Genomic DNA, 21,034 nt, shown 5'->3' on the forward strand with positions numbered 1-21,034 from the left:
ATCCCTCTCCATCAAGCGATGCTACGCCTGTGGCAATGGCTGCGCTGATAGCGCCGCCACCGTGAAAAAAGAGCCTGTCGCCAGCACACGATCCTCCGGGCCCAGCCGCGTCGCCAGCCACTCCACTCCCGCCATCGGGGATGCCGCGCAATGATGCACGCGTCCGCCCAGGGCTGCAATCCGCTCGGCGAGTTCAGTGGCTTCACGGCCGCGCTCACCGTCAAGGCTCACGCACACCCAGTCACCAATACGCGATGATAGCGCGGCGATCACGCCATCGGCATCTTTATCACTTAACATGCCGATAAGCCCCCATTGCGTCGCACCTGCCGCGACAAGGGGCAGGTGACGCGCCAGATAATCCGCTGCATGGGGGTTATGCCCGACATCGAGACACCATTGACCGTGCCACTGCATTCGCCCGGGCACCACCAGGTTGGTCAGGGCCCTCTGGGTCGGATACGCCTCCGGCACAACGCCAGCCAGCACCAAGGCTTGCAGTGCCGTCGCGGCGTTATCCATGGGCAAGCCTGGGTCGGGTAAGGCATCGAGTGTCAGCGCATCGCCTGAGGTGGTGTGGCCCTGCCAGCGCCAGCAGGCCGATGCGGGGTCTGCTGTATGCTCGAAGTGACGTCCAAGTTGATAAACGGGGGCTGACAGGGCGTCGGCGATATCCGCCACGCTCTCTGGCAGATCGCGGCTGCCCAAGACGGCAGGCCGTTGCGAACGGAAGATACCGGCTTTCTCGCGCCCTATCTGGGCAATGTCGGTACCTAAAAACCCGGCGTGATCCTGGGCAATGGTGGTGACGATCGCCACATCGGCATCGACAATATTGACGGCATCCAGACGCCCGCCAAGCCCTACTTCAAGCACGGCCAGATCAAGCGGCTGCTGACACAGGCACCAGAGGGCACATAGCGTCCCGGCTTCGAAGTAGGTCAGACTGACCGCCGGTGCGGCTAGCCTCGCCTGCTCGACGGTCTCAAAGCCCGCGACCAGCTGTTCGTCGCTCGCCATGCTGCCATCAAGCTGAACGCGCTCGTTGTAGCGCAGCAAATGGGGAGACGTATAGGTCCCCACTCGCAGACCGTGTGCGCGCGCCACGCTATCGATGATTGCCAGGGTCGAGCCCTTGCCGTTGGTCCCCGCAACGCTGATGACCCGCTTGGCAATGGGGCGCTGCAACAGGCCCATTCGGTCAGCTACCCGACTGACCCGATCCAGCCCCAGTTCGATCCCCACCGGGTGGAGGGTTTCCAGATGGTCAAGCCACTGTGCCAGCGTTTTAGGCATTGCGGGAGGAATCGTCGCGCTTGGCAATGTCTGATTGGCTGCTGCCGTTAATCGCCTCGATCCACTCGGGGTCTTCCGCCTGCTCGGCCACCTGGGGTTCGTCGACGACCGGTTCGAACACCAGCGGCTCTTCTTCAGGCTCAGGATCACTACCGGCCAGCGGCTGGTGGGTCAGCTTGCGCAGCACACCACCAACGCGCTCGCGCATGTCGTGACGATGCACGATCATGTCCACCGTGCCGTGCTCAAGCAGGAATTCGCTGCGCTGGAAGCCTTCCGGGAGGGTTTCGCGCACGGTTTGCTCAATGACCCGCGGGCCGGCAAAACCAATCAGTGCATTGGGTTCGGCAATATTCAGGTCACCAAGCATGGCAAGCGATGCAGAAACGCCCCCAAAGACCGGATCGGTCAGCACCGAGATATACGGAATACCTTCCTGCTTGAGCTTTTCAAGCGCTGCCGAGGTTTTCGCCATCTGCATCAGCGAGAACAGCGCTTCCTGCATGCGCGCCCCGCCGGAAGCCGCAAAGCAAATCAACGGTACCCGAGATTCAAGCGCCAGGGTGGCGGCGCGCACGAACTTCTCGCCAACCACCGCGCCCATGGAGCCGCCCATGAAGGTAAATTCGAACGCCACGGCCACCACGGGCAAGCCATTCAACTCACCACGCATGGCAACCAGCGCGTCTTTTTCGGCGGTTTCTTTTTGCGCTGCGGTCAAGCGATCCTTGTACTTCTTGGAATCGCGGAATTTGAGGCGGTCGACCGGCTCAATCTCAGCCGCAATTTCTTCGCGACCCGTCTTGTCCAGGAACCAATCCAGCCGCTTGCGCGCGGTCAATCGCAGGTGGTGATTGCACTTCGGGCAAACACTTTGATGCTTCTCTAACTCGGGAAGATAGAGAACGGCTTCGCACTTAGGGCATTTGCGCCAGAGACCATCGGGAACGCTAGCGCGACGGTCCTTACGCTGGATACGCCCCATGGAGGGCACAATCTTATCTAACCAGCTCATATCAAAAAGACTTCCGTTGTACGTCAACGCTTGGCGGGACCAAGCTTGATGAATGGGGTCAAACTAATGTCAGTTAGTGTAGACGATGAAATAACTTATCAGGCATCCATGGCCGAACGCATTTCGCCAAGCACCTGCTTTAACTGGGCGGCAATGGTATCCGGGGCATCGGCACTCTCGGCGATGCGGTTGACCAACGCACTCCCCACAATCACGCCGTCAGCCACCTTGGCGACTTCCGCGGCGGTTGCACCGTCACGAATACCGAAACCCACACACAGCGGCAGGTCGGTCATGCCGCGTAACGGCTCGAGATGCTCTGCCACGTCGGCGGCATTGAGCGTCGCGGCACCGGTCACCCCCTTGAGTGACACATAGTACAGGTACCCTTCGCCGTGGGCGCATATTGTAGCGGCCCGGGCATGGGAAGTGGTAGGTGCAACGAGAAAAATAGCCGCCAGGTCGCGCGCTTTCAGAAGCGGTCCAAACACGTCCGCTTCTTCCGGGGGCATATCCACGGTCAATACACCATCGACGCCTACTGCTGCGGCTTTATCGGCAAAGGTATCGTAGCCGATGCGCTCGATGGGGTTGAGATAGCCCATCAGTACGACAGGCGTGGTGGTATCGGTCTGGCGGAATTCGGCCACCATGTCGAGCAGGTCGACCAGCCGGGTGCCCTGCTTGAGCGCGCGCTCGCAGGCCTTTTGAATGACCGGGCCGTCTGCCATGGGATCTGAGAAGGGTACACCCAACTCGATGATATCCGCACCGGCTTCCACCAGGGCATGCATAAAGCCAACGGTGTGCTGGGGCGCCGGGTCCCCGGCGGTAATGAAGGGAATCAGGGCCTTGCGGCCCTGCTGTTTTAGTTCACTGAAACGCTGATCAATACGGTTCATGCTTGCCCTTAGAAACTGATGACCTTAAAAACGTCTGACCTTGGATACTTCTGGCCTTGAAAACTTGCCGACCCTTAAATGTCGATGCCGTCAATCTTGGCCACTGTCATAATGTCTTTGTCACCACGGCCTGACAGGTTAATCACGATATGCTGGTCAGGGCGCATGGTGGGCGCCAGCACCTTGGCGTAGGCCAGCGCGTGGGCCGTTTCGAGGGCAGGCATGATGCCTTCCATGTGCGTGAGTTCGCGAAACGCCTCGAGCACGTCATTGTCGTTGGCGGCCACGTAATTTACCCGACCGACGTCTTTCCAGAGGGCATGTTCGGGGCCCACGCCCGGGTAATCCAGCCCGGCCGAAATCGAGTGGGTATCCGACACCTGCCCGGCCTCATCCGACATCAGGTAGGTACGGTTACCGTGCAGCACACCCCGCGGTGCGTTGGAAGACAGCGGCGCCGCGTGACGCCCCGTTTCCACCCCGTCACCACCGGCTTCGACACCGTACATGGCGACATCGTCGTCTTCCACGAAGGGATAGAACAAGCCAATGGCGTTGGAGCCGCCGCCCACGCAGGCCACCAGCGCATCAGGCAGGCGGCCGATCTGCTCGAGCGACTGGCGGCGTGCCTCACGACCCACCACGGCGTTGAAATCACGCACCAGTTGGGGATACGGGTGCGGCCCTGCCACGGTACCGATGATGTAAAAGGTGTTATCGACGTTGGTGACCCAGTCGCGCAGCGCTTCGTTCATGGCGTCTTTCAGGGTACGAGTGCCCGACTCGACCGGAATCACCCGCGCGCCCAGCAAACGCATGCGATAGACGTTAAGCTTCTGGCGTTCGACGTCTGCAGCGCCCATGTAAACATCGCACTCAAGCCCCAGACGCGCCGCCACCGTGGCGGTTGCCACGCCGTGCTGACCCGCGCCGGTTTCGGCAATGACACGGGGTTTGCCGGTCTTTTTGGCCAGTAACGCCTGACCAATGGTGTTGTTCACCTTGTGAGCGCCGGTATGGTTCAGATCTTCGCGCTTGAGCCAGATTTGCGCCCCACCGAGGGCCTGTGACCATCGTTCGGCGTGATACAACGGCGATGGCCGCCCCACGAAGTGGGCAAGATCACGGTCAAACTCAGCCTGAAAGTCGGGGTCATCACGCAGACTCAAGTAGGTCTGCTCCAATTCTTCCAGGGCAAAGCTCAGGGTTTCTGACACGAACCGGCCGCCGTAGGGGCCAAAATGGCCACGGGCATCCGGCATTTGAGTCAACTCACTGAAACGTGTTTTTGAAACGCTTTCAGAAGCACCAGTTGCTGAGACTGTCACAGGGATACCTCACAAGATCGCCAGAACAGGCAAACAATAAATGAATTCACTTTAAAACGCAGCCCGGGACAAGCTGAGCGGACCCAGGAACTTAACGGGCGTCGGCCAACGCCACTTGACGGACAAAAGACGCCATCCTGGAAGCATCTTTACAGCCACGCGAGGCCTCGATCCCGCCGGAAACATCCACCGCATAGGGCCTCACCTGGTGGACGGCCTGCGAGACATTTTCCGGCGTCAATCCCCCTGCGAGAATAACAGGTTTTGCCAGCGTTGCGGGGATTCTCGACCAATCAAACGACTCACCGGTACCGCCGGGCGTGCCAGGGCGATAAGCGTCAAGCAACAAGGCTTGCGACTGGGCATAACGCTCTGCCTCAAAGGCTAGATCGATGGTGTCGCGCATGCGCAGCGCCTTGATCCAGGGGCGGTCAAAGCTGGCACAGAATTCGGGCGTTTCATCACCATGGAATTGCAGCAGGTCGAGGTGCGGTAGACATGCCTCGACCCACTCGGCAGACGGGTCGACAAATAGCCCCACGCGGCTGACAAACGCCGGGACCTTTGCCGCCAGCGCTGCCAATTGTTCAATACCCACGCTGCGCGAACTCTTGGACCACATCACAAAGCCCAGGGCATCCACGCCCAGCGTCACCGCCGTGTCGATGTCGTCCTGGCGGGTAAAGCCACAGAACTTGATGCGTGTGCGTTGCATGGACTCAGTATGTGTCACGGTGTCTCCTGGGGCTTCTTGGCAAAGGTCAGCTTTCGCCGTGCCGCCACGCGCGGGGTCTCGGGGAGTTCGCGCTCGCCGGTCCATTCGCCGGAAAAGACCAGCAGGTTTGGCCCCAAGGGCTCTTTGGGCAGCGCAAACCGCTCATCGTAGATCGAGTCGACAAAGTGCAGCCCGCAGGCCGGTGCGGTGACATCGCCCATCTTGCGGTTCTTGAGCGCCAGCAGCCGCTCGATATAGCCTTCGTCCTGGGCACCGCGACCCACGCTTGCCAGGGCACCGGCGATATTGCGAATCATGTGGTGCAGGAACGCATTGCCCTGGATATCGATCATGACCAGCGGTCCAAAGCGTTTGACATCGATAAAGTGCATTTGTCGCCACGGCGTTTTCGACTGACAGCCCGCTGCGCGGAACGTCGAGAAATCATGTTCCCCCACCAGCGCCTGCGCGGCTCGATGCATGGCGTCGGCATCCAGCGGATCGCGGCACCAGGTGACATTGTGCCGTTCCAGTACCGGGCGGCTTATCTGGTTCAACAGCAGGTAACGGTAACGGCGCCCCAGCGCACCCAGCCGCGAGTGGAAATCATCGGATACCGGCTTGACCCAGCGAACCGACACATCCCGCGGCAGGTAGGTATTCGCGCCAAACACCCAGGCCTTTTCCGAGCGCTGGGCGGGTGGGTCCAGGTGGATGATCTGACGGGTGGCATGCACGCCTGAGTCGGTTCGCCCACTGGCATGAATTTGTACCGGCGCACCCGCCACTTTGCTCAGCGCGTCTTCCACCGATGCCTGCACCGAGGCGGCGTGCTTGAGTCGCTGAAAACCACAAAAGCGCGTGCCATCGTATTCGATGCCCATCGCCAGGCGGCCGGTTAACGGTTGTGTCTCATCAAAATGGTAAAACAGCGTCATCGCCTCTTATCAACATTGCCAGGGGAGGAAAGCGCGCCATTATCGCGAGGAGTGGGCGCAAATGCCACCTCTTCGATTTCCCACTCCTGCTCTGGGGCTTGCTCGCGGGCAGCGGCAGACGCAGGCGCCGTCGAGGGCGTCGCTGGCTTGCTTTCAAAATCAACGGTGGGCTGCATGGGCGTTTCTTCCCGGGTTGCGCTTTCCGAGGCAAGCGTGGGCGGCTCATAATCGATAATCCACGCCCCCTCATCGTCCGGGGCTGTTGTCGCCTGGCTGGATTCAGACGCCGGGGCATCATCCACCTTGCTGGCACCCATTGACGAAAGCATGGCCGCCACGGCCTCAGGGTCAGCGGGCGGCGCCAGCCATAACGACGGCTTATGCCCTCCAGAGGTTGCGTTCAACGCCAGCCGCCGCTCGTCGCCCAACTCGACCAGCCCGGCCGCCTGGGTATTGACCATGGCCGAGCGATCAAAGGGCGTCTCGTCCTCGGTATATGTCTCGTCGGTATGCTTGGGTGGCGCCTGGCTCGCTGCCTCGCTTGCCGCTGGTTGATCCATCGCTTCTGGCGTCACCGCTGGTGCATCATCATAAGATGCGGCCGGTGCTACCGAGGGAGACACGCGAGGCCTGCCAGCGGTCGATGGTGCAGGCTGTTGAGGCGCCTTTGCGCCCGCCGCCGACATGGTCGGCGGCGTTTCCCACTGCTGGCGACGACGACGCATCACCACCAACAATACCACCAGCAGCACCAGCGCGAGTAACAGCAGCCACCACTGATAATCGCTGACGCTTTCCATGAAAGATGGCCGTTCAACTGCCGGCGCCGCCGACGGGGGCACCGCTTGCTGCGCTGCCACGGTTTCACTCAGCCGATCCACCTCCTCGCGGAGCGTGGTGATTTCCTCGCGCATATCCTCGAGCGACTGCTGGACCCGCGGACTGGGCTCGGCTTCAGCGGAAGGCACCGGTGATGACGAGGTGGACGGCGATGCTGCATTCGTCGCCGCATTGGCTAGCACTCGCGCCGCACTGAGCGCAGTCGCCTCGACGGAGGAGGCCTGTGTCTGCGAGGTTGTCTGGGGTTCTTCTACGGGCTCGCTTGCAGCTGGACCGGCGTCAGTGGCCGTGGCGTTCTCTGCAGGGTCATCGACCTCGGGCATTGCCACCGGCGCCGGGCCATTTTCATCGCGGCGCTGCCAGGCCGCGTTCATCGCCCGGATGGTCTCGGCCGCCTGCTCCGCCGAACGCGCCATCACCCGCGACTCATCGGGCAACGTCAGCCGCTGGGCGGCGCGTATTTCATGGATATTGCCCGAGGGAAAGGCGCTGGGGTTGGCTTCCAGCAATGCCAGCATCATCTGCTGGACGCTGGCCTGTTCGGGCTTGGTACGCGCCGCAACGCTCCATAGCGTATCGCCGCTGCGCACGTACGCGTCGCCCTGGGCGGCCTCACGGTTTTGCGGCACGGCAGGGGCATCATTCCCGGCGGCAGGATTCCCGGCGGCAGGTTGAGGCGCTACTGACGCCGCCGGTCGATCGGCAGCACCGTAGTCAGCAGGATCAAACAACAGGGTGATGGCCTGGGATTGACGTCCATCGGGGGATTCCACGGTCAGCAGCAGGTCCAGCCAAGGCGAGGTAATGGGCTGGTTGCTGGTCAACACCACCACGGGCTGCCCCTGGCGCTCTTGAATAACGGCCTGGACGCGCCCCGCCATCGGTGTCCATTCAACGCCTGCGTCGGCAAAGGCGCCCTCACCGGCGACGCTGACCTCAATCGCTGACGGCGAATACCCATCGCCATCCACTAGCGGCAGTACGGCCTGCAACGGGGCCTCTAGCCGCGACTGAACCTGGGCAGGCCCCAACTCAAGCGCCCAGCCAATTGACCCCACCATGCTTAGCCAAAGCCCTACGGCCAGCGCGCCTAGCTGTTTCATGGATGCCCCTGTTGCCAATTGAACTTTTTTATATAACCCGCCGCTTCGATTGTGCAGCGCTTTCATACTTTTTTACCACAATAGCGTTTTTACCACAGTACCGTCTTTCTGGCACAAAATCCGCGCGCATAAAAAAACGGGAAGCGCTTGATTCGCTCCCCGTTTTCGTCCGCTTAGGAGGCGGGTTCGCCTCGACGGAAACTTACTGCTCGCGCAGGATCATCAACATGCGCTTGAGCGGTTCAGCCGCGCCCCACAACAGTTGGTCACCAACGCTGAATGCCGAGAGATACTCACCGCCCATTTGCAGCTTGCGCAGGCGGCCAACCGGCACTTGCAGGGTGCCTGTCGCCGCAGCAGGCGTTAAGCCTTCGTTGGTGGCGTCTTTCTCGTTGGGAATCAGCTTGACCCACTCGTTGTGCTTGGCGATGCGGTCTTCGATCTCGTCCAGCGGCACGTCCTTCTTCAGCTTGATAGTGAACGCCTGGCTATGCGACCGCATGGCACCGATACGTACGCAAAGGCCATCGATGGGGATCGGGTTGTTGTCGAGACCCAGAATCTTGTTGGTCTCAACGCTGCCCTTCCACTCTTCGCGGCTTTGGCCACTTTCCAGCTTGCTGTCGATCCACGGCAACAGGCTACCGGCCAAGGGCGCACCGAAGTTCTCGGTGGGGAAGTTGCCGCTGCGCATGGCCGCCGTCACTTTACGGTCGATATCCAGAATCGCACTGGAGGTGTCTTTCAGTTCTTCGCCGACGCTATCGTGCAGCGTGCCCATCTGGTTGAGCAGCTCGCGCATGTGCTTGGCACCCGAGCCGGACGCCGCCTGATAGGTCATGGACGTCATCCACTCGATCATATCGGCTTCAAACAGACCGCCCAGCCCCATCAGCATCAGGCTCACGGTGCAGTTGCCGCCGACAAAGGTCTTGGCGCCCTTGGCCAGCTGTGCGTCGATCACGCCGCGGTTGACCGGGTCCAGCACGATGGTCGCTTCATCTTCCATGCGCAGCGTACTGGCGGCATCGATCCAATAGCCTTTCCAACCTGCACTGCGCAGGTCCTTGTAGACCGGCTTGGTGTAGTCGCCGCCCTGACAGGTGACCACCACATCCAGCGCCTTGAGCGCCTCGATATCAAAGGCGTCTTTCAGCGGAGGGACGTCCACACCGATGTCGGGGCCGGGCTGGCCGACCTGGGAAGTGGTGAAGAACACCGGCTCAATGCCGTTGAAATCACCATCTTCCTGCATGCGCTGCATCAGCACCGAGCCGACCATGCCGCGCCATCCCACGAAACCGACTTTCAACATCTGAAGTCCTCCTGCAAAGAATGAGTACTTGCATTATACACGATTCTTGATGGTGATTTTGAAGCCGTTCCGAGCGGCTCCATAATAACGAATGGATAAGCAAGGGCGCCGGGGATAGGCCGTAGAGGGGGTTATTTGCCATGGATGGCAAATGTAGCGCCCAGGGAAGGGTTTACAGCGCCCCCTCGTAGGCCTATCGCCGGGTTAGCCCACCAACTCATTTACTGTTTTCCAAACGCCGCCAGCACCGCATCACCCATGGCGTCGGTACCGATAGTTTGCATGCCTTCGGAAGCGATATCCGCGGTGCGCAGGCCGTCATCCAGCACGCTGCCCACGGCGGCTTCGATACGCTCGGCCATGGCGTTTTCGCCCAGCGAGTAGCGCAGCATCATGGCCACAGAAAGCATCATCGCCAGCGGGTTGGCAATGTTTTTACCGGCGATATCCGGTGCGCTGCCGTGGCAGGGCTCGTACATGCCCTGCCCGCTTTCATTGAGCGAAGCAGAAGGCAACATACCGATGGACCCCGTGAGCATGGCGGCGGCGTCGGAGAGAATGTCACCGAACATGTTGCCGGTCACCACTACGTCAAACTGCTTGGGCGCGCGCACCAACTGCATGGCGGCGTTATCCACGTACATGTGCGACAGCTCAACGTCCGGGTATTCCGGTGCCAGCCGTTCCATGACCTCACGCCACAGGATCGTCACTTCCAGCACGTTGGCTTTATCCACCGAGCAAAGCTTCTTGCCACGCTTCTGGGCCATTTCAAAGGCCACGCGACCGATACGCTCGATCTCGCTTTCGGAATATACGTAGGTATTAAAGCCTACCCGCTCGCCGTTGCGTTCTTCGATGCCGCGCGGCTGGCCGAAGTAGATACCGCCGGTCAGCTCGCGGACGATCATGATATCAAGCCCGGCCACCAGTTCCGGTTTCAGGCTGGAGGCGCTGGCAAGCTGGGGGTAGAGCATGGCCGGGCGCAGATTGCCGAACAGCCCCAGGTTTTTGCGCAGGCCCAGCAGGCCTTTTTCGGGCCGCTTGGATAGATCTTCAATCTTGTCCCACTTGGGGCCACCCACTGCCCCAAGCAGGATGGCACTTGCGGCCTTGGCTTTATCCAGCGTCTGCTCAGGCAATGGATCGCCGTGGGCATCGTAGGCGGCACCGCCAACCAGCGCTTCATCCACCTCGATATCCAGCCCGGCGTCCTGGCAGGCTTTCAGCAGGCGCGCTGCCTGGGCAGCAATTTCGGGGCCGATACCGTCACCCGGCAGTAATAGAACCTTATGTGTCATGCAACGTCCTTAGCATTTATTCAAGCGGTGGCTTACGCAGGCTTGCGGAACAACCAAGGCCGTGCCTGGCGATGGCTTTCCTCAAAGCGTCGAATGGCGTCTTCGTCTTTCAGCGTCAAGCCGATATCGTCCAGGCCTTCCAGCAGGCAGTGCTTGCGGAACGCATCGACCTCGAACTCAAGAATTTCGCCGCGATGGGTAATCACGCGCTGATTTTCCAGGTCCACGTCCATGCGGTAGCCTTCTTTGGCTTCCACTTCATCGAACAGGCGATCGATCGTGTCTTCGTCGAAGGTGATGAGCAGGATGCCGTTTTTGAAGGCGTTATTGTAGAAAATATCGGCAAAGCTGGGTGCCACCACCACCTTGAAGCCAAAGTCTTCCAGCGCCCAGGGAGCATGCTCGCGGGAGCTGCCGCAACCGAAGTTACGCCGTGTCAGCAGTATTTCGGCCCCCTGGTAACGCGGCTTGTTCAACACGAAATCCGGATTCAGCGGCCGCTGCGAGCAATCCTGCCCTGGCTCGCCTTCATCCAGGTAGCGTAACTCGTCAAACAGATTGACCCCGAAACCGGTCCGCTTGATCGACTTCAAAAACTGCTTCGGGATGATCAGATCGGTGTCCACGTTGGCGCGATCAAGAGGCGCGACGACGCCTTCAAAACGTTCGAACTTTTTCATGACTTAGGCCTCCTGAGCGTGGGTTGCATCGTTAGCGGGCAGGCTGCGCACATCGACAAAGTGACCGGCAATGGCCGCCGCTGCCGCCATGGCGGGGCTTACCAGGTGAGTGCGACCGCCATAGCCCTGGCGCCCTTCAAAGTTGCGGTTGGAGGTCGAGGCACAGTGCTCGCCCGCGCCCAGTTTGTCGGCGTTCATCGCCAGGCACATGGAGCAGCCCGGCTCGCGCCATTCAAAGCCTGCGTCGATGAAGATCTTGTCCAGGCCTTCCTCTTCCGCCTGGCGCTTCACCAAACCGGAACCGGGCACCACCATGGCAAGCTTGATGGAGTCGGCGATTTTATTGCCTTTCGCCACCTTGGCGGCTTCGCGCAGGTCTTCAATGCGCGCATTGGTGCAGGAGCCGATGAAAATCTTGTCCAGCTTGATATCGGTAATTTTCTGGTTGGCCTGCAGCCCCATGTACTCAAGCGCACGGGTATGGCTGCGCTGCACGGTTTCATCCGGCGCGGCGTTGGGGTCGGGCACCTGGCCGGAAATACCGGTGACCATTTCAGGGCTGGTGCCCCAGCTCACCTGGGGTTCGATGTCTTCGGCATTCAGGGTAACCACGTTGTCGAAGACGGCATCCGGGTCGGATACCAGGTTGCGCCAGTCTGCCACGGCGGCTTCCCACTGCTCGCCGGTCGGCGAATAGGGACGGTTGCCGATGTAGTCAATTGTGGTGTCGTCCACGGCAATCATGCCGACCCGTGCGCCCGCCTCAATGGCCATGTTACACACGGTCATACGGCCTTCCATGGACAGCGATTCGATGGCGCTACCGGCAAACTCGATGGCATAGCCGGTGCCACCCGCCGTGCCAATCTTGCCGATAATCGCCAGCACCACGTCTTTGGCGGTCACGCCCAGGCCCAGCTCGCCTTCAACCCGCACCTGCATGTTCTTCATCTTCTGGGTCAGCAGGCACTGGGTCGCCAGTACGTGCTCGACTTCCGAGGTGCCGATGCCGTGGGCCAGCGCACCAAAAGCACCGTGGGTGGCGGTGTGGGAATCGCCGCAGACGACGGTCATGCCCGGCAGGGTTGCGCCCTGCTCCGGCCCGACCACATGCACGATGCCCTGGCGCGGGTCGTTGATGCCGAACTCGGTGATCCCGTATTCGACACAGTTATCGTCGAGGGTTTGCACCTGGATCAACGACACCGGGTCTTTGATACCGCTATTACCCTGAGAACGCTCTATCAGGGTCGTCGGCACGTTATGGTCAGTGGTCGCGAGGTTGGTATCCAGGCGCCAGGGCTTGCGGTTCGCCAAACGCAGTCCTTCAAAGGCCTGGGGCGAGGTCACTTCGTGGAGCATATGGCGGTCGATATAGATCAACGCGGTGCCGTCATCGCGCTGCTTGACCAGGTGCTGATTCCACAATTTGTCGTAAAGCGTTTGACCTGACATGTGTTTCTCCCGGGCTAGGCCCTGCTAGTTCATAGCGGCAGCTTTTTTGGCGCTGCTTTTTTAACGTGTTGTAGGAGTGTCACGCGGCTCGAAGATAAAAGCAATTCATGTTATTCATAGAATAGATTCCAAACTAGAATACAAGACAGTTTGCCAAGTGGATACATGACGCGATGGACACCCAAAGCCTTCAAGCCTTTTTGGCCGTAGCCGACACGCAAAGTTTCTCCCGGGCGGCTGAACAGCTTCACCTGACCCAACCGGCGGTGAGCAAGCGCATTGCCACTCTGGAATCGCAGGTAGACGCACGACTGTTTGACCGCATTGGCCGACGCATCGCGTTAACCGAGGCGGGTAGCGTGCTGCTCCCCCAGGCCAGGCAAATTCTGTTCACGGTCGAGGACAGCCGCCGGGCGCTTGCCAACCTGTCCGGCCAGGTGGGCGGGCCGCTGACGCTTGCGACCAGCCACCATATTGGCCTGCACCGTTTACCGCCGGTATTAAAGCAGTATACCCAGCGCCACCCAGCGGTGGCGCTGGACCTGCACTTTCTTGATTCGGAATTCGCCTATCAGGGCGTGCGCGATGGTTCGCTGGAAATGGGTGTGGTCACCCTGGCGCCCCACCCCGTTGAGCAACTGCATGTCGTGGAGCTCTGGCGCGACCGGCTGTGCTTTGTCTGCGCCACCGACCACCCGCTCGCCGCCCAGCAAAGCGCACTGTCACTGGCCGACCTTTGCCAACACAACTGCGTGATGCCGGGGGCCAAAACCTTTACCGGCTCGCTGATCGCCCAACGGTTTGAACAAGCGGGGCTTGAACTGCCGGTAAGCATGGCGACCAACTACCTGGAAACGCTCAAGATGATGTGCAGCGTCGGGCTCGGCTGGAGCCTGCTGCCCGAAAAGATGATCGACCACGATCTGGTGGAGCTCAAGGTTGCCACCGCCCCGCTCCATCGACCCCTGGGTTATCTGGTGCACAACAACCGCACGCTCTCCAACGCCGCGCGCATGATGATCGAGGCACTGGAAGAAAGCAGAAGCGAATAATTGACGACAAGGCACATCAAAGCGGCAATGCCAGACTTGGGTACCGGGACGAGGTATTTGGCGCGCAATCCCTCAGTTCACGCCTAATCGCCAAAATAGGCCTGGTAGTTCACCTTCAGCAACGAACTGTCCTGCCCCATCGACATCAGAAAAATCCTTATCTTGCGGCTACCCTCGATCCAGGTCACGGTAGCTTTTCGCATGATACCGGCCTTGGTGGTTTCGGCATCCGTTTCTTCCCCATATTGCTCGCGCAGGTCGTTCGTCAGCGCCTCCACCAGCCCCAGATTGGTCTCGAAATCTCGCGCGTCGTCCAGCTTGAAGGTGACTTGGGTAAGTTGGCCGTTCATGAAGTAAAACTGCTGAGTAAATATCTCGCCGGCTAGCGCCACATCATCCTTGCGCACTTCTTCTATCGCCGTGGTGGCCAGGCGACCACCATCCTCTACCCGGTAGGCCCCATCCACCGCGTGCAACACCTCCTCTACCGTCATCCCGGCGTTGGTCGGCCCCCAAAGCTGCCCTGCAAAGGCAAGGTTGGGCAACAGTAGCAAGAGCATGATGCCCGTGATTAATGTACGCATTAGTGATCCTCCATGAGTTTTGTTGTTGGTATTCTGACTAACTGCCTTGGCAGGTGGCCGCTTCTCGACGGCAGTGGTCAGGTATTGCCTGCCTGTTCACAGCGCTGGTCCATGCAAATAGCCGGGTGCTCGTTGCCAGGCTTACCGACGACTCGTGCCGGGACGCCGACGACCGTTGTATGCGGCGGCACATCCTGAAGCACCACGCTGCCTGCACCAACCTTGGAGCCAGCGCCTACGCGGATATTGCCAAGCACTTTGACGCCTGCCGACAGCAGGACGCCACTCTCAACCTTGGGATGCCGATCCCCTGCTTCCTTCCCCGTGCCACCAAGCGTTACGCCCTGAAGCATGGACACGTTGTCGCCAACCACCGCCGTCTCACCGATGACAACGCCATTGCCATGGTCGATGAATATCCCATCACCCAAGACAGCAGCAGGATTGATATCCACAGCAAATACCTCGGAGACCCTGCTCTGCAGATAGAGCGCCAGAGACCGCCGCCCTTTCGTCCAGAACCAGTGGGATACCCGATACGCCTGCAAGGAGTGAAACCCCTTGTGGTTCAGAAAAGGATTCGCAAAACCATGCGCCGCCGGGTCACGATCAGCGGCCGCCGCCAGATCATTGCGGATCGCCTTCCTGATGTCGGGGGAATCAGCGAAGGCTTGAGAAATCACCTCCCGAAGGCTCATGGCAGGGAGATCAGGCGAGGAAAGCTTGCCTGCAAGCAGGTAAGACAGCGAATCTTCCAGCTCACAATGGTTGATTACCGTCGCATGCAGGTAGCTCGCCAGGATCGGCTCTGACCCTGCCAGAGCGCGCACCTCTTCACGTAACGTCTGCCAGGTAGCGTCTTCGATCTGCACGTGATTTAACCTCCCGATGTCTAAAACTGACGTATTCCGGATCCTCGATGGCTTGGCAATGGCAGTAGAGCCGACCTCCCTTCAAGCCCTTCCCATTTATCGAAGACGCATTCCTTCGCATGGCAGGGTGACGCCTCCTTTAACGGCTCAACCTCCCCCTTGAAGGTAGGCGTTAATGCCTTGGCTTTCGAATACGTGCTTCCCTTTATATTTCAGCGCCTAACTGAGTCAAAAACTGCTTCATAAAGGCGGTTCTCTTGTCCGCCTCTTCCTTGGCAGATTTCGTGTTCATGGTTTCAGCAATGTTAAGTAGCTTTGTATAGAAGTGATCAACCGTATTAACACGGTCATTTGGCGCACGAGCTTCACAGAACGGGTCCTCTGGGTCATACAGCCCCACCCCTAAACCTGTGCTCACCTGAAGGCACCTTGCAATCCCGATAGCCCCAAGCGCATCCAGCCTATCGGCGTCTTGCACAATCTGTGCTTCTATCGTTTGAGGATATACATTCGCACTGAAACTATGCGCGACAATCGCATGTCCTATGTCGCTGTGATACTCAGGCGGATAATCGATGGCCGCCAGAAAATCCAACGCCTTATCGGAGGCGATAAAAGAACTCCGCGCCCTGTCGGGATGATTCTTGGGGAATGAAAAGCAATCATGTAAATACGCGGCCGGCAAAACCACTTCAAGTTTCGCCCCTTCTATTGCACATAACGATTTGGTGGTTTTGACGACTCTCAATACATGATTCAAATCATGCGCCGTGTCTTGCTCCATTTCAGCGTTAATGAAGCTGATGAACTGGTGTTCATAATGCTCTACCACGCTACATCCTTATTCGTCATGTACCGTTAATGCCTGCACTTGTCAGGCACGTCGATTACCCGGTGAGAATCTCAGGCTCACATCCAACGTCAAAATTGACAGAATTGGCAATAAAGCAGAACGAATGTGCTTTATCGTGCAGGGATGTCGCCAGTTCGCTGTCGTCAGCCGCCCCGATTCGGATGCGTGGCTTCAACGTTACGCTCTCGAAATAGCCACTGCCATTGGTCGTCTCGATCATTCGACCCGTGGCGTTGTCTGTGTACTCCGTTACCGTAATGCCAGCGTTGGCGCACAGATGCAGATACCAAAGCATATGGCATGCCGACAGTGAGCTTAACAATAGCTCTTCCGGGTTATAACGGGACGAGTCGCCCAGGAAGGCGGGATCTGCCGACCCGAAGATTGCCGGTTTACTGGCGCACGTTATCTCGTGGTCACGCGAGAAGGCGCGATAATGCCTAGTACCCTCGCCTGAGCTCCCCGTCCAGACAACGGTAGCGGCATAATCGTGCCGACCTTTTTCAGACATTGACGCTTCCCTCTTTAGAAATGACCCGCCTCATCGCTTAAACGGAGACGCACCCGTCGACTGGCCTTTATTCACCATACTGGGCGAACACTTCTTCGCCGGTCAGCTGCTTGGTTTTTTCTGCTAGCGAATAGTAGCGCGGCTTTTGGTCGATGAATATTTGCTCGGTTATTTGCCAATCATCCGAGCCATCAAGCAGCCCAACGGGAAGCGCGTAATGACCATCCTGCTTTAAGCGATAGAAGAGATGAGTGCCACATTGCTGGCAGAAACCACGCTCGGCCCATTCTGAGGAACTGAAGATGGAAATATGCTCTGCGCCTTGGAAATCCACATCACCGGCAAACTCAACCGCAAACATCGGGCCGCCACCCCACTTTCGACACATTGAGCAGTGACAAACGCCGACATGGTGGCTGTTGGTGGTAACAGTGACGCTGACCAGACCGCACAGGCAAGCCCCCTGACGCTGTGTGGTAGATGCCATCTTGGTCTCCTTCAGTTGTGCTTCCATCAACTCTGATGCCCCCACTGTAGTCTCAATGAGGGAATAAACGCCGCTACTAGCCCGCTGGATCAATGGTCAAGCGTTGAGACAATGCGTCGTGGAGTGTTTGCCGGGCCACTTCATCGAATAAAACAAAGCGGATCAGACGCACTTTGTGCAAAGTGGGCAGTATGGCTTCAAGGGTCGTCGCGCATACTTGTGCGGCCTGCTCCGCCGGGTAGCCAAAGGCACCCGTGGAAAGCGCCGGAAAGGCCAGCCGCTCAATGCCGTGCTCCTCAGCCAGTGTCAGCGCATTACGGTAGCAGTCTGCCAGTAACTGATCTTCGGGCTTGTCCACGCCATACACCGGACCCAGACAATGAATCACCCAACGGTTAGGCAGGTCATGGCCGCCAGTGAGTACCGCCTGGCCCGGGGCGATAGGCGCCATAGGCTGCCCTTCTTCCGCCAAGCCTGGCCCGGCAGCGCGATGAAGCGCACCGGCGACACCACCGCCGGTTCTCAATTGCGCATTGGCAGCATTGACCACGGCATCGACATCGGGCTGTTGGGCAATATCGCCCACCACGCACTGCACGCTGATGCGGTTGTCGTTCATAGGCTCCTCCGTCTATTGCCAAATATCATGCAGACTCTACTGATGCTGAGCCTTGGTGACTGCGGCAAATACTGAAAGTGTAGACTGAAAAAGCGCTTTGGTTCATTGCCCTCAATGATTGCATCGGCTTCGCGCATTCATCAATCACGACGCCAGCATTGCTCCTCCCTCAGGTACCGGGGCTCTTCATGCTGCGCTGTATGTCGATGACGATGAGAGCAATCGGTTCGTGGATCATATTTTTCTGCTCTAACGCCAGCCACCACCAGTGACAAAATCAGCACGAAGCCGAGGTTTTGGCATCTGGTGCATGACCTGGTTAGCTATCGATCCTCGTGCAAGCGACCTTCCACATATTTATGCAGGATGCTGGCAACCAGTGTTTGGTAGGGGATGCCTTCCGCCAGGGCTTTCTTCTGGAGCCCTCTAAGATCTTTGGAGGAGAGTCTTATGTTAATACGGGCATCTTTCTTGAACATGGCCTCAGCGTACTGTTGATGCCGCACATTCATGTCTTCCCTGTCTGGCGAACGCTGCAACTCTCCTGCCTCGAACGCATCCAGAATTTCCTGCTCTTCTTTATACAGTCTGCTCATTTTGGACCTCCCAAATAGGTTTTGGTCGCTTTTCGGCTTGGGATGACCGTTTTCAGAAAAACCTCATCCTCCGACTCCACGAAGGGGACCAAATACGCATACCCCTCTATCTCAATCACATGGATTTGTTGGCCCGGATACCGTTCCTGATTCGGATGCTCGAACGTATCCAGGATGCCTCCGATCGAGATGTGCAAAACCACATCCTCAAACGAGATGCTCCTTTCCTCTTGGAGAAGCTTATTCTTCTCTGGGTTCCATGTGATGGCTTTCATGTGTCAAATGTAGCACATTGTGTACTTTTTGTACTCAACAAATAGCGTTGCCGTCACCGGAGCCAAAAGTGACGCGAGAGCGACGCTTATAGCCTCCGGTGCACGGTTTTGTTAGAGCACATAGCCCGATTAAGGAAGCCTATCGTGTTTACTTCCCCGAAAGAAACGAGACTTAGTCCGCAGTTGTCGTGGGGGAATCGTGTTTTTTCTGGCAAATCCATAATAATGTTCAGCAGCTCACGGATCATGTGCCCGTGAGTCACTACCAAGATTTTAGATGCGGATTGAGACAAGATTAGCTCTTTCGCCTGCAAAGCTCGCCTGAGAAATGCGCCAGCTTGCTCATCTTCTGCTGGATAAAGTTGGCCGGACGTGTGCGGCATGTAAACGGGTTCTTCGTGAGAGACTGAGCTATCAAGCACCAATTGGCCTTCGGCTAAACAGGGGTGAACCGCAACGGGGATCGAAGCGGTTTGAGCGAGAGGCACAACCGTATCCAAAACCCTAGAGTAGGGAGAGCAGAGAATAGCTTCTAAATCTAAATTCATAAGGTCGCCGACAATCGCTTGGGCCTGCCATTTTCCATACTCAGTCAACGCATCCCCACTCCCCGAAGCGAGTGAGCCAGCTTGGTTTGACTCAGTTTCGGCATGTCTCAACAGAAATATGTCCATACTTTTCATGCTCTAACACAGAGCGGACCGGCGACCTTGACGCAGCGAAACAGATACAAGGGCGTACGAGAGCCGCGTTTTGTTAACTGGTTTGTTCGATATTGGCACGGCGCTTCCGCTCCTGCTCAGTCATTTGTTCTTGGCGCTCCTCGATGGAGTTCAGCCCAAGACGCGCACGGCGTTCATTAACCGTAGCAGAATCCTCGATAGGAAACGGTGTTGGCCAACCGCTTTCATCAACATCAAACTGGGTGCCGTAGTATTGAGGCCTGCCAGATAGCGTACGCACCCGATCCTGGAGGAATGCCAACTGCCAGCCCGCTACATCCTCTCTCGCAACGGCATCCTCTAGTAAGTAGACACACTCACCCATGAACTCGGGATCTGAAACAGAGTGTTGAATGACCAGCCATGCAGCTTTGGCAGCCTCTTCCCCAACTAACGAAACGCCGGGCCAGCCGTTATCAGCAATAATCACCTTCAGTCGGGAAGCATTGTGCTCATGCAAGGCTTTCATCCGGGGATGATAAGACTCAGATGGCAGTTTTCCGGAATCGTAGAGTTGCTGCAACAACCACTGGTCTTCTGTCATCATAGTGACCAGCTCATCCGCAAGATTCTGGTTCATGGGCTCATTCGCAGTTAACGCCTGGCTTTGCGGCAATTTTGTAGCCGCGCAGCGGTGGAAAAATTGTCCGGCAACAGCGACTGGTTATGCCTCAGTGTTCCACATCACCAGACTTTCCCCTGGGAAAAGCTTTCGCCCCATTCCAAGCAATTTCTTATGCATTTCGGGCAATGATTTCCGGGATCCCTCAAGGTGTTCCCAGACATTTTTTGAACCATCCATCGCGCCACAAACAAGCCTCTCTCCTAGCGCCTGATAAAGCTCTTCGAAAGTAAACGGCCTTCCGGTCAGCCCATGCTCAATCATTGCAGGCTGGATTTCGCCCACGTAGAACTCGTTTCTGATCCTGATTGATTCAATGACCTGCTCGAATCTTTCCTGCTCTACAGTCAAATCCATCAAGAGTTGAGACTCGGAGGAGTCAAGCAGGAACGCGAGCCGGTCGAAATCATGAGCAAGCTCCGCATAGCTGGGAGGCTTGAATGCCGGCATACTAAATGCTCTTTCGTGAGGCGAGCTGAAAGGCGCCGCTTGAAAATAATAGTTCTCAATCGCATTAATTTGGCGAGCCAGGACAAACAATGAACGGTTGAGTGCAACCTTCTGCTCATCGTGGACTTTCCTCAACTCTCGCTGCTCATTCAATGCAAACGCGAAGTATGCGCCAAGAAACGCCGCCAACAAGGTGGCCAACGCTCCAATTGCCGATGAAGTCTCTAGGATACCCGCCCACAACGAGCAAGCTGTGGCGACAACGAGAAAAACGCCAAGGCCACCAATTACGTAAACGTCTCGACTACGCATTACTGTTCCTAGGTCTGCCTCCTTCGGCATAACGCAGAGCGTACCGGTAGCCTTTTGGAGCGGAGCTGAAAAAGCCATCCATGTGGCGTGCATTGTTGGGTGGGATCATCTATATCCCGAGCCTTACTAATGAAGTCCTCTAGCAGAGAGCTTGCACGCTCGACATCCCGTTCGTAAATAAACAGGTGATC

General features: G+C 58.0%; 23 protein-coding genes. 1 reads left to right on the forward strand and 22 read right to left on the reverse strand.

Annotated elements, in window-relative coordinates; all coding sequences use genetic code 11:
* Nucleotides 1-21: 21 nt before the first annotated feature.
* The 11 genes from folC to leuC form a co-directional block, all read right to left on the reverse strand.
* On the reverse strand, nucleotides 22-1,296 hold the full coding sequence (gene folC, locus NH395_RS15665; protein WP_253026175.1) for a bifunctional tetrahydrofolate synthase/dihydrofolate synthase: 1,275 nt from the start codon (nucleotides 1,294-1,296) through the stop codon (nucleotides 22-24).
* Nucleotides 1,289-2,311, reverse strand: a complete 1,023-nt coding sequence (gene accD, locus NH395_RS15670) for an acetyl-CoA carboxylase, carboxyltransferase subunit beta (RefSeq protein ID WP_253026177.1) — start codon at nucleotides 2,309-2,311, stop codon at nucleotides 1,289-1,291. Before accD ends, folC begins: the two co-directional genes overlap by 8 nt.
* A gap of 98 nt (nucleotides 2,312-2,409) precedes the next feature.
* Nucleotides 2,410-3,213: a tryptophan synthase subunit alpha gene (gene trpA, locus NH395_RS15675; protein ID WP_253026179.1), complete on the reverse strand. Its 804-nt coding sequence runs from the start codon at nucleotides 3,211-3,213 to the stop codon at nucleotides 2,410-2,412.
* Nucleotides 3,214-3,287: 74 nt separating this feature from the next.
* Nucleotides 3,288-4,475, reverse strand: coding sequence for a tryptophan synthase subunit beta (gene trpB / locus NH395_RS15680; RefSeq protein WP_199285239.1), 1,188 nt, complete (start codon nucleotides 4,473-4,475; stop codon nucleotides 3,288-3,290).
* 157 nt (nucleotides 4,476-4,632) lie between these two features.
* Nucleotides 4,633-5,274, reverse strand: coding sequence for a phosphoribosylanthranilate isomerase (locus NH395_RS15685; protein WP_366066078.1), 642 nt, complete (start codon nucleotides 5,272-5,274; stop codon nucleotides 4,633-4,635).
* Nucleotides 5,271-6,194: a tRNA pseudouridine(38-40) synthase TruA gene (gene truA, locus NH395_RS15690; RefSeq protein ID WP_253026181.1), complete on the reverse strand. Its 924-nt coding sequence runs from the start codon at nucleotides 6,192-6,194 to the stop codon at nucleotides 5,271-5,273. Before truA ends, NH395_RS15685 begins: the two co-directional genes overlap by 4 nt.
* On the reverse strand, nucleotides 6,191-8,137 hold the full coding sequence (locus NH395_RS15695; RefSeq protein WP_253026183.1) for a FimV/HubP family polar landmark protein: 1,947 nt from the start codon (nucleotides 8,135-8,137) through the stop codon (nucleotides 6,191-6,193). The genes truA and NH395_RS15695 overlap by 4 nt, the downstream gene beginning before the upstream one ends.
* Before the next feature lie 202 nt (nucleotides 8,138-8,339).
* Complete coding sequence (gene asd / locus NH395_RS15700) at nucleotides 8,340-9,452, reverse strand: aspartate-semialdehyde dehydrogenase (RefSeq protein WP_253026185.1); 1,113 nt, start codon at nucleotides 9,450-9,452, stop codon at nucleotides 8,340-8,342.
* Between the two features lie 221 nt (nucleotides 9,453-9,673).
* The gene (leuB, locus tag NH395_RS15705; protein ID WP_253026187.1) at nucleotides 9,674-10,753 is read right to left on the reverse strand and encodes a 3-isopropylmalate dehydrogenase; all 1,080 of its coding nucleotides are present in this window, start codon (nucleotides 10,751-10,753) and stop codon (nucleotides 9,674-9,676) included.
* 32 nt (nucleotides 10,754-10,785) lie between these two features.
* Nucleotides 10,786-11,433, reverse strand: a complete 648-nt coding sequence (leuD, locus tag NH395_RS15710) for a 3-isopropylmalate dehydratase small subunit (RefSeq protein ID WP_253026189.1) — start codon at nucleotides 11,431-11,433, stop codon at nucleotides 10,786-10,788.
* 3 nt (nucleotides 11,434-11,436) lie between these two features.
* Nucleotides 11,437-12,888 (reverse strand): 3-isopropylmalate dehydratase large subunit, encoded by a 1,452-nt coding sequence (gene leuC / locus NH395_RS15715; protein ID WP_066315242.1) that lies wholly within the window; start codon nucleotides 12,886-12,888, stop codon nucleotides 11,437-11,439.
* A gap of 173 nt (nucleotides 12,889-13,061) precedes the next feature.
* On the opposite strand from leuC, the gene NH395_RS15720 reads away from it, so the two are divergent.
* Complete coding sequence (locus NH395_RS15720) at nucleotides 13,062-13,940, forward strand: LysR family transcriptional regulator (protein ID WP_253026191.1); 879 nt, start codon at nucleotides 13,062-13,064, stop codon at nucleotides 13,938-13,940.
* An 83-nt stretch (nucleotides 13,941-14,023) separates the two neighbouring features.
* Here NH395_RS15720 and NH395_RS15725 read toward each other — a convergent pair whose 3' ends face one another.
* The 11 genes from NH395_RS15725 to NH395_RS15775 form a co-directional block, all read right to left on the reverse strand.
* Nucleotides 14,024-14,524: a hypothetical protein gene (locus NH395_RS15725; RefSeq protein WP_253026193.1), complete on the reverse strand. Its 501-nt coding sequence runs from the start codon at nucleotides 14,522-14,524 to the stop codon at nucleotides 14,024-14,026.
* Between the two features lie 77 nt (nucleotides 14,525-14,601).
* Complete coding sequence (cysE, locus tag NH395_RS15730) at nucleotides 14,602-15,396, reverse strand: serine O-acetyltransferase (RefSeq protein WP_253026195.1); 795 nt, start codon at nucleotides 15,394-15,396, stop codon at nucleotides 14,602-14,604.
* A 205-nt stretch (nucleotides 15,397-15,601) separates the two neighbouring features.
* Nucleotides 15,602-16,228 (reverse strand): HD domain-containing protein, encoded by a 627-nt coding sequence (locus NH395_RS15735; protein ID WP_253026197.1) that lies wholly within the window; start codon nucleotides 16,226-16,228, stop codon nucleotides 15,602-15,604.
* 55 nt (nucleotides 16,229-16,283) lie between these two features.
* The gene (locus NH395_RS15740) at nucleotides 16,284-16,760 is read right to left on the reverse strand and encodes an OsmC family protein (protein ID WP_253026199.1); all 477 of its coding nucleotides are present in this window, start codon (nucleotides 16,758-16,760) and stop codon (nucleotides 16,284-16,286) included.
* 67 nt (nucleotides 16,761-16,827) lie between these two features.
* Complete coding sequence (locus NH395_RS15745; protein WP_253026201.1) at nucleotides 16,828-17,247, reverse strand: GFA family protein; 420 nt, start codon at nucleotides 17,245-17,247, stop codon at nucleotides 16,828-16,830.
* A 76-nt stretch (nucleotides 17,248-17,323) separates the two neighbouring features.
* Nucleotides 17,324-17,866 (reverse strand): macro domain-containing protein, encoded by a 543-nt coding sequence (locus NH395_RS15750; RefSeq protein WP_253026203.1) that lies wholly within the window; start codon nucleotides 17,864-17,866, stop codon nucleotides 17,324-17,326.
* Nucleotides 17,867-18,189: 323 nt separating this feature from the next.
* Nucleotides 18,190-18,462, reverse strand: a complete 273-nt coding sequence (locus NH395_RS15755; RefSeq protein WP_253026205.1) for an antitoxin — start codon at nucleotides 18,460-18,462, stop codon at nucleotides 18,190-18,192.
* Nucleotides 18,459-18,737, reverse strand: a complete 279-nt coding sequence (locus NH395_RS15760; RefSeq protein ID WP_253026207.1) for a BrnT family toxin — start codon at nucleotides 18,735-18,737, stop codon at nucleotides 18,459-18,461. Before NH395_RS15760 ends, NH395_RS15755 begins: the two co-directional genes overlap by 4 nt.
* Nucleotides 18,738-18,823: 86 nt before the next feature.
* Entirely contained in the window at nucleotides 18,824-19,420 is a 597-nt protein-coding gene (locus tag NH395_RS15765; RefSeq protein WP_253026209.1) for a histidine phosphatase family protein, read from the reverse strand.
* 73 nt (nucleotides 19,421-19,493) lie between these two features.
* Nucleotides 19,494-20,039 (reverse strand): DUF6624 domain-containing protein, encoded by a 546-nt coding sequence (locus tag NH395_RS15770; protein ID WP_253026211.1) that lies wholly within the window; start codon nucleotides 20,037-20,039, stop codon nucleotides 19,494-19,496.
* A gap of 84 nt (nucleotides 20,040-20,123) precedes the next feature.
* Nucleotides 20,124-20,843, reverse strand: coding sequence for a hypothetical protein (locus NH395_RS15775; RefSeq protein ID WP_253026213.1), 720 nt, complete (start codon nucleotides 20,841-20,843; stop codon nucleotides 20,124-20,126).
* Nucleotides 20,844-21,034 lie beyond the last annotated feature (191 nt).

Source organism: Halomonas sp. Mc5H-6, from assembly GCF_024124705.1.
Taxonomy (GTDB): Bacteria; Pseudomonadota; Gammaproteobacteria; order Pseudomonadales; family Halomonadaceae; genus Vreelandella; species Vreelandella subterranea.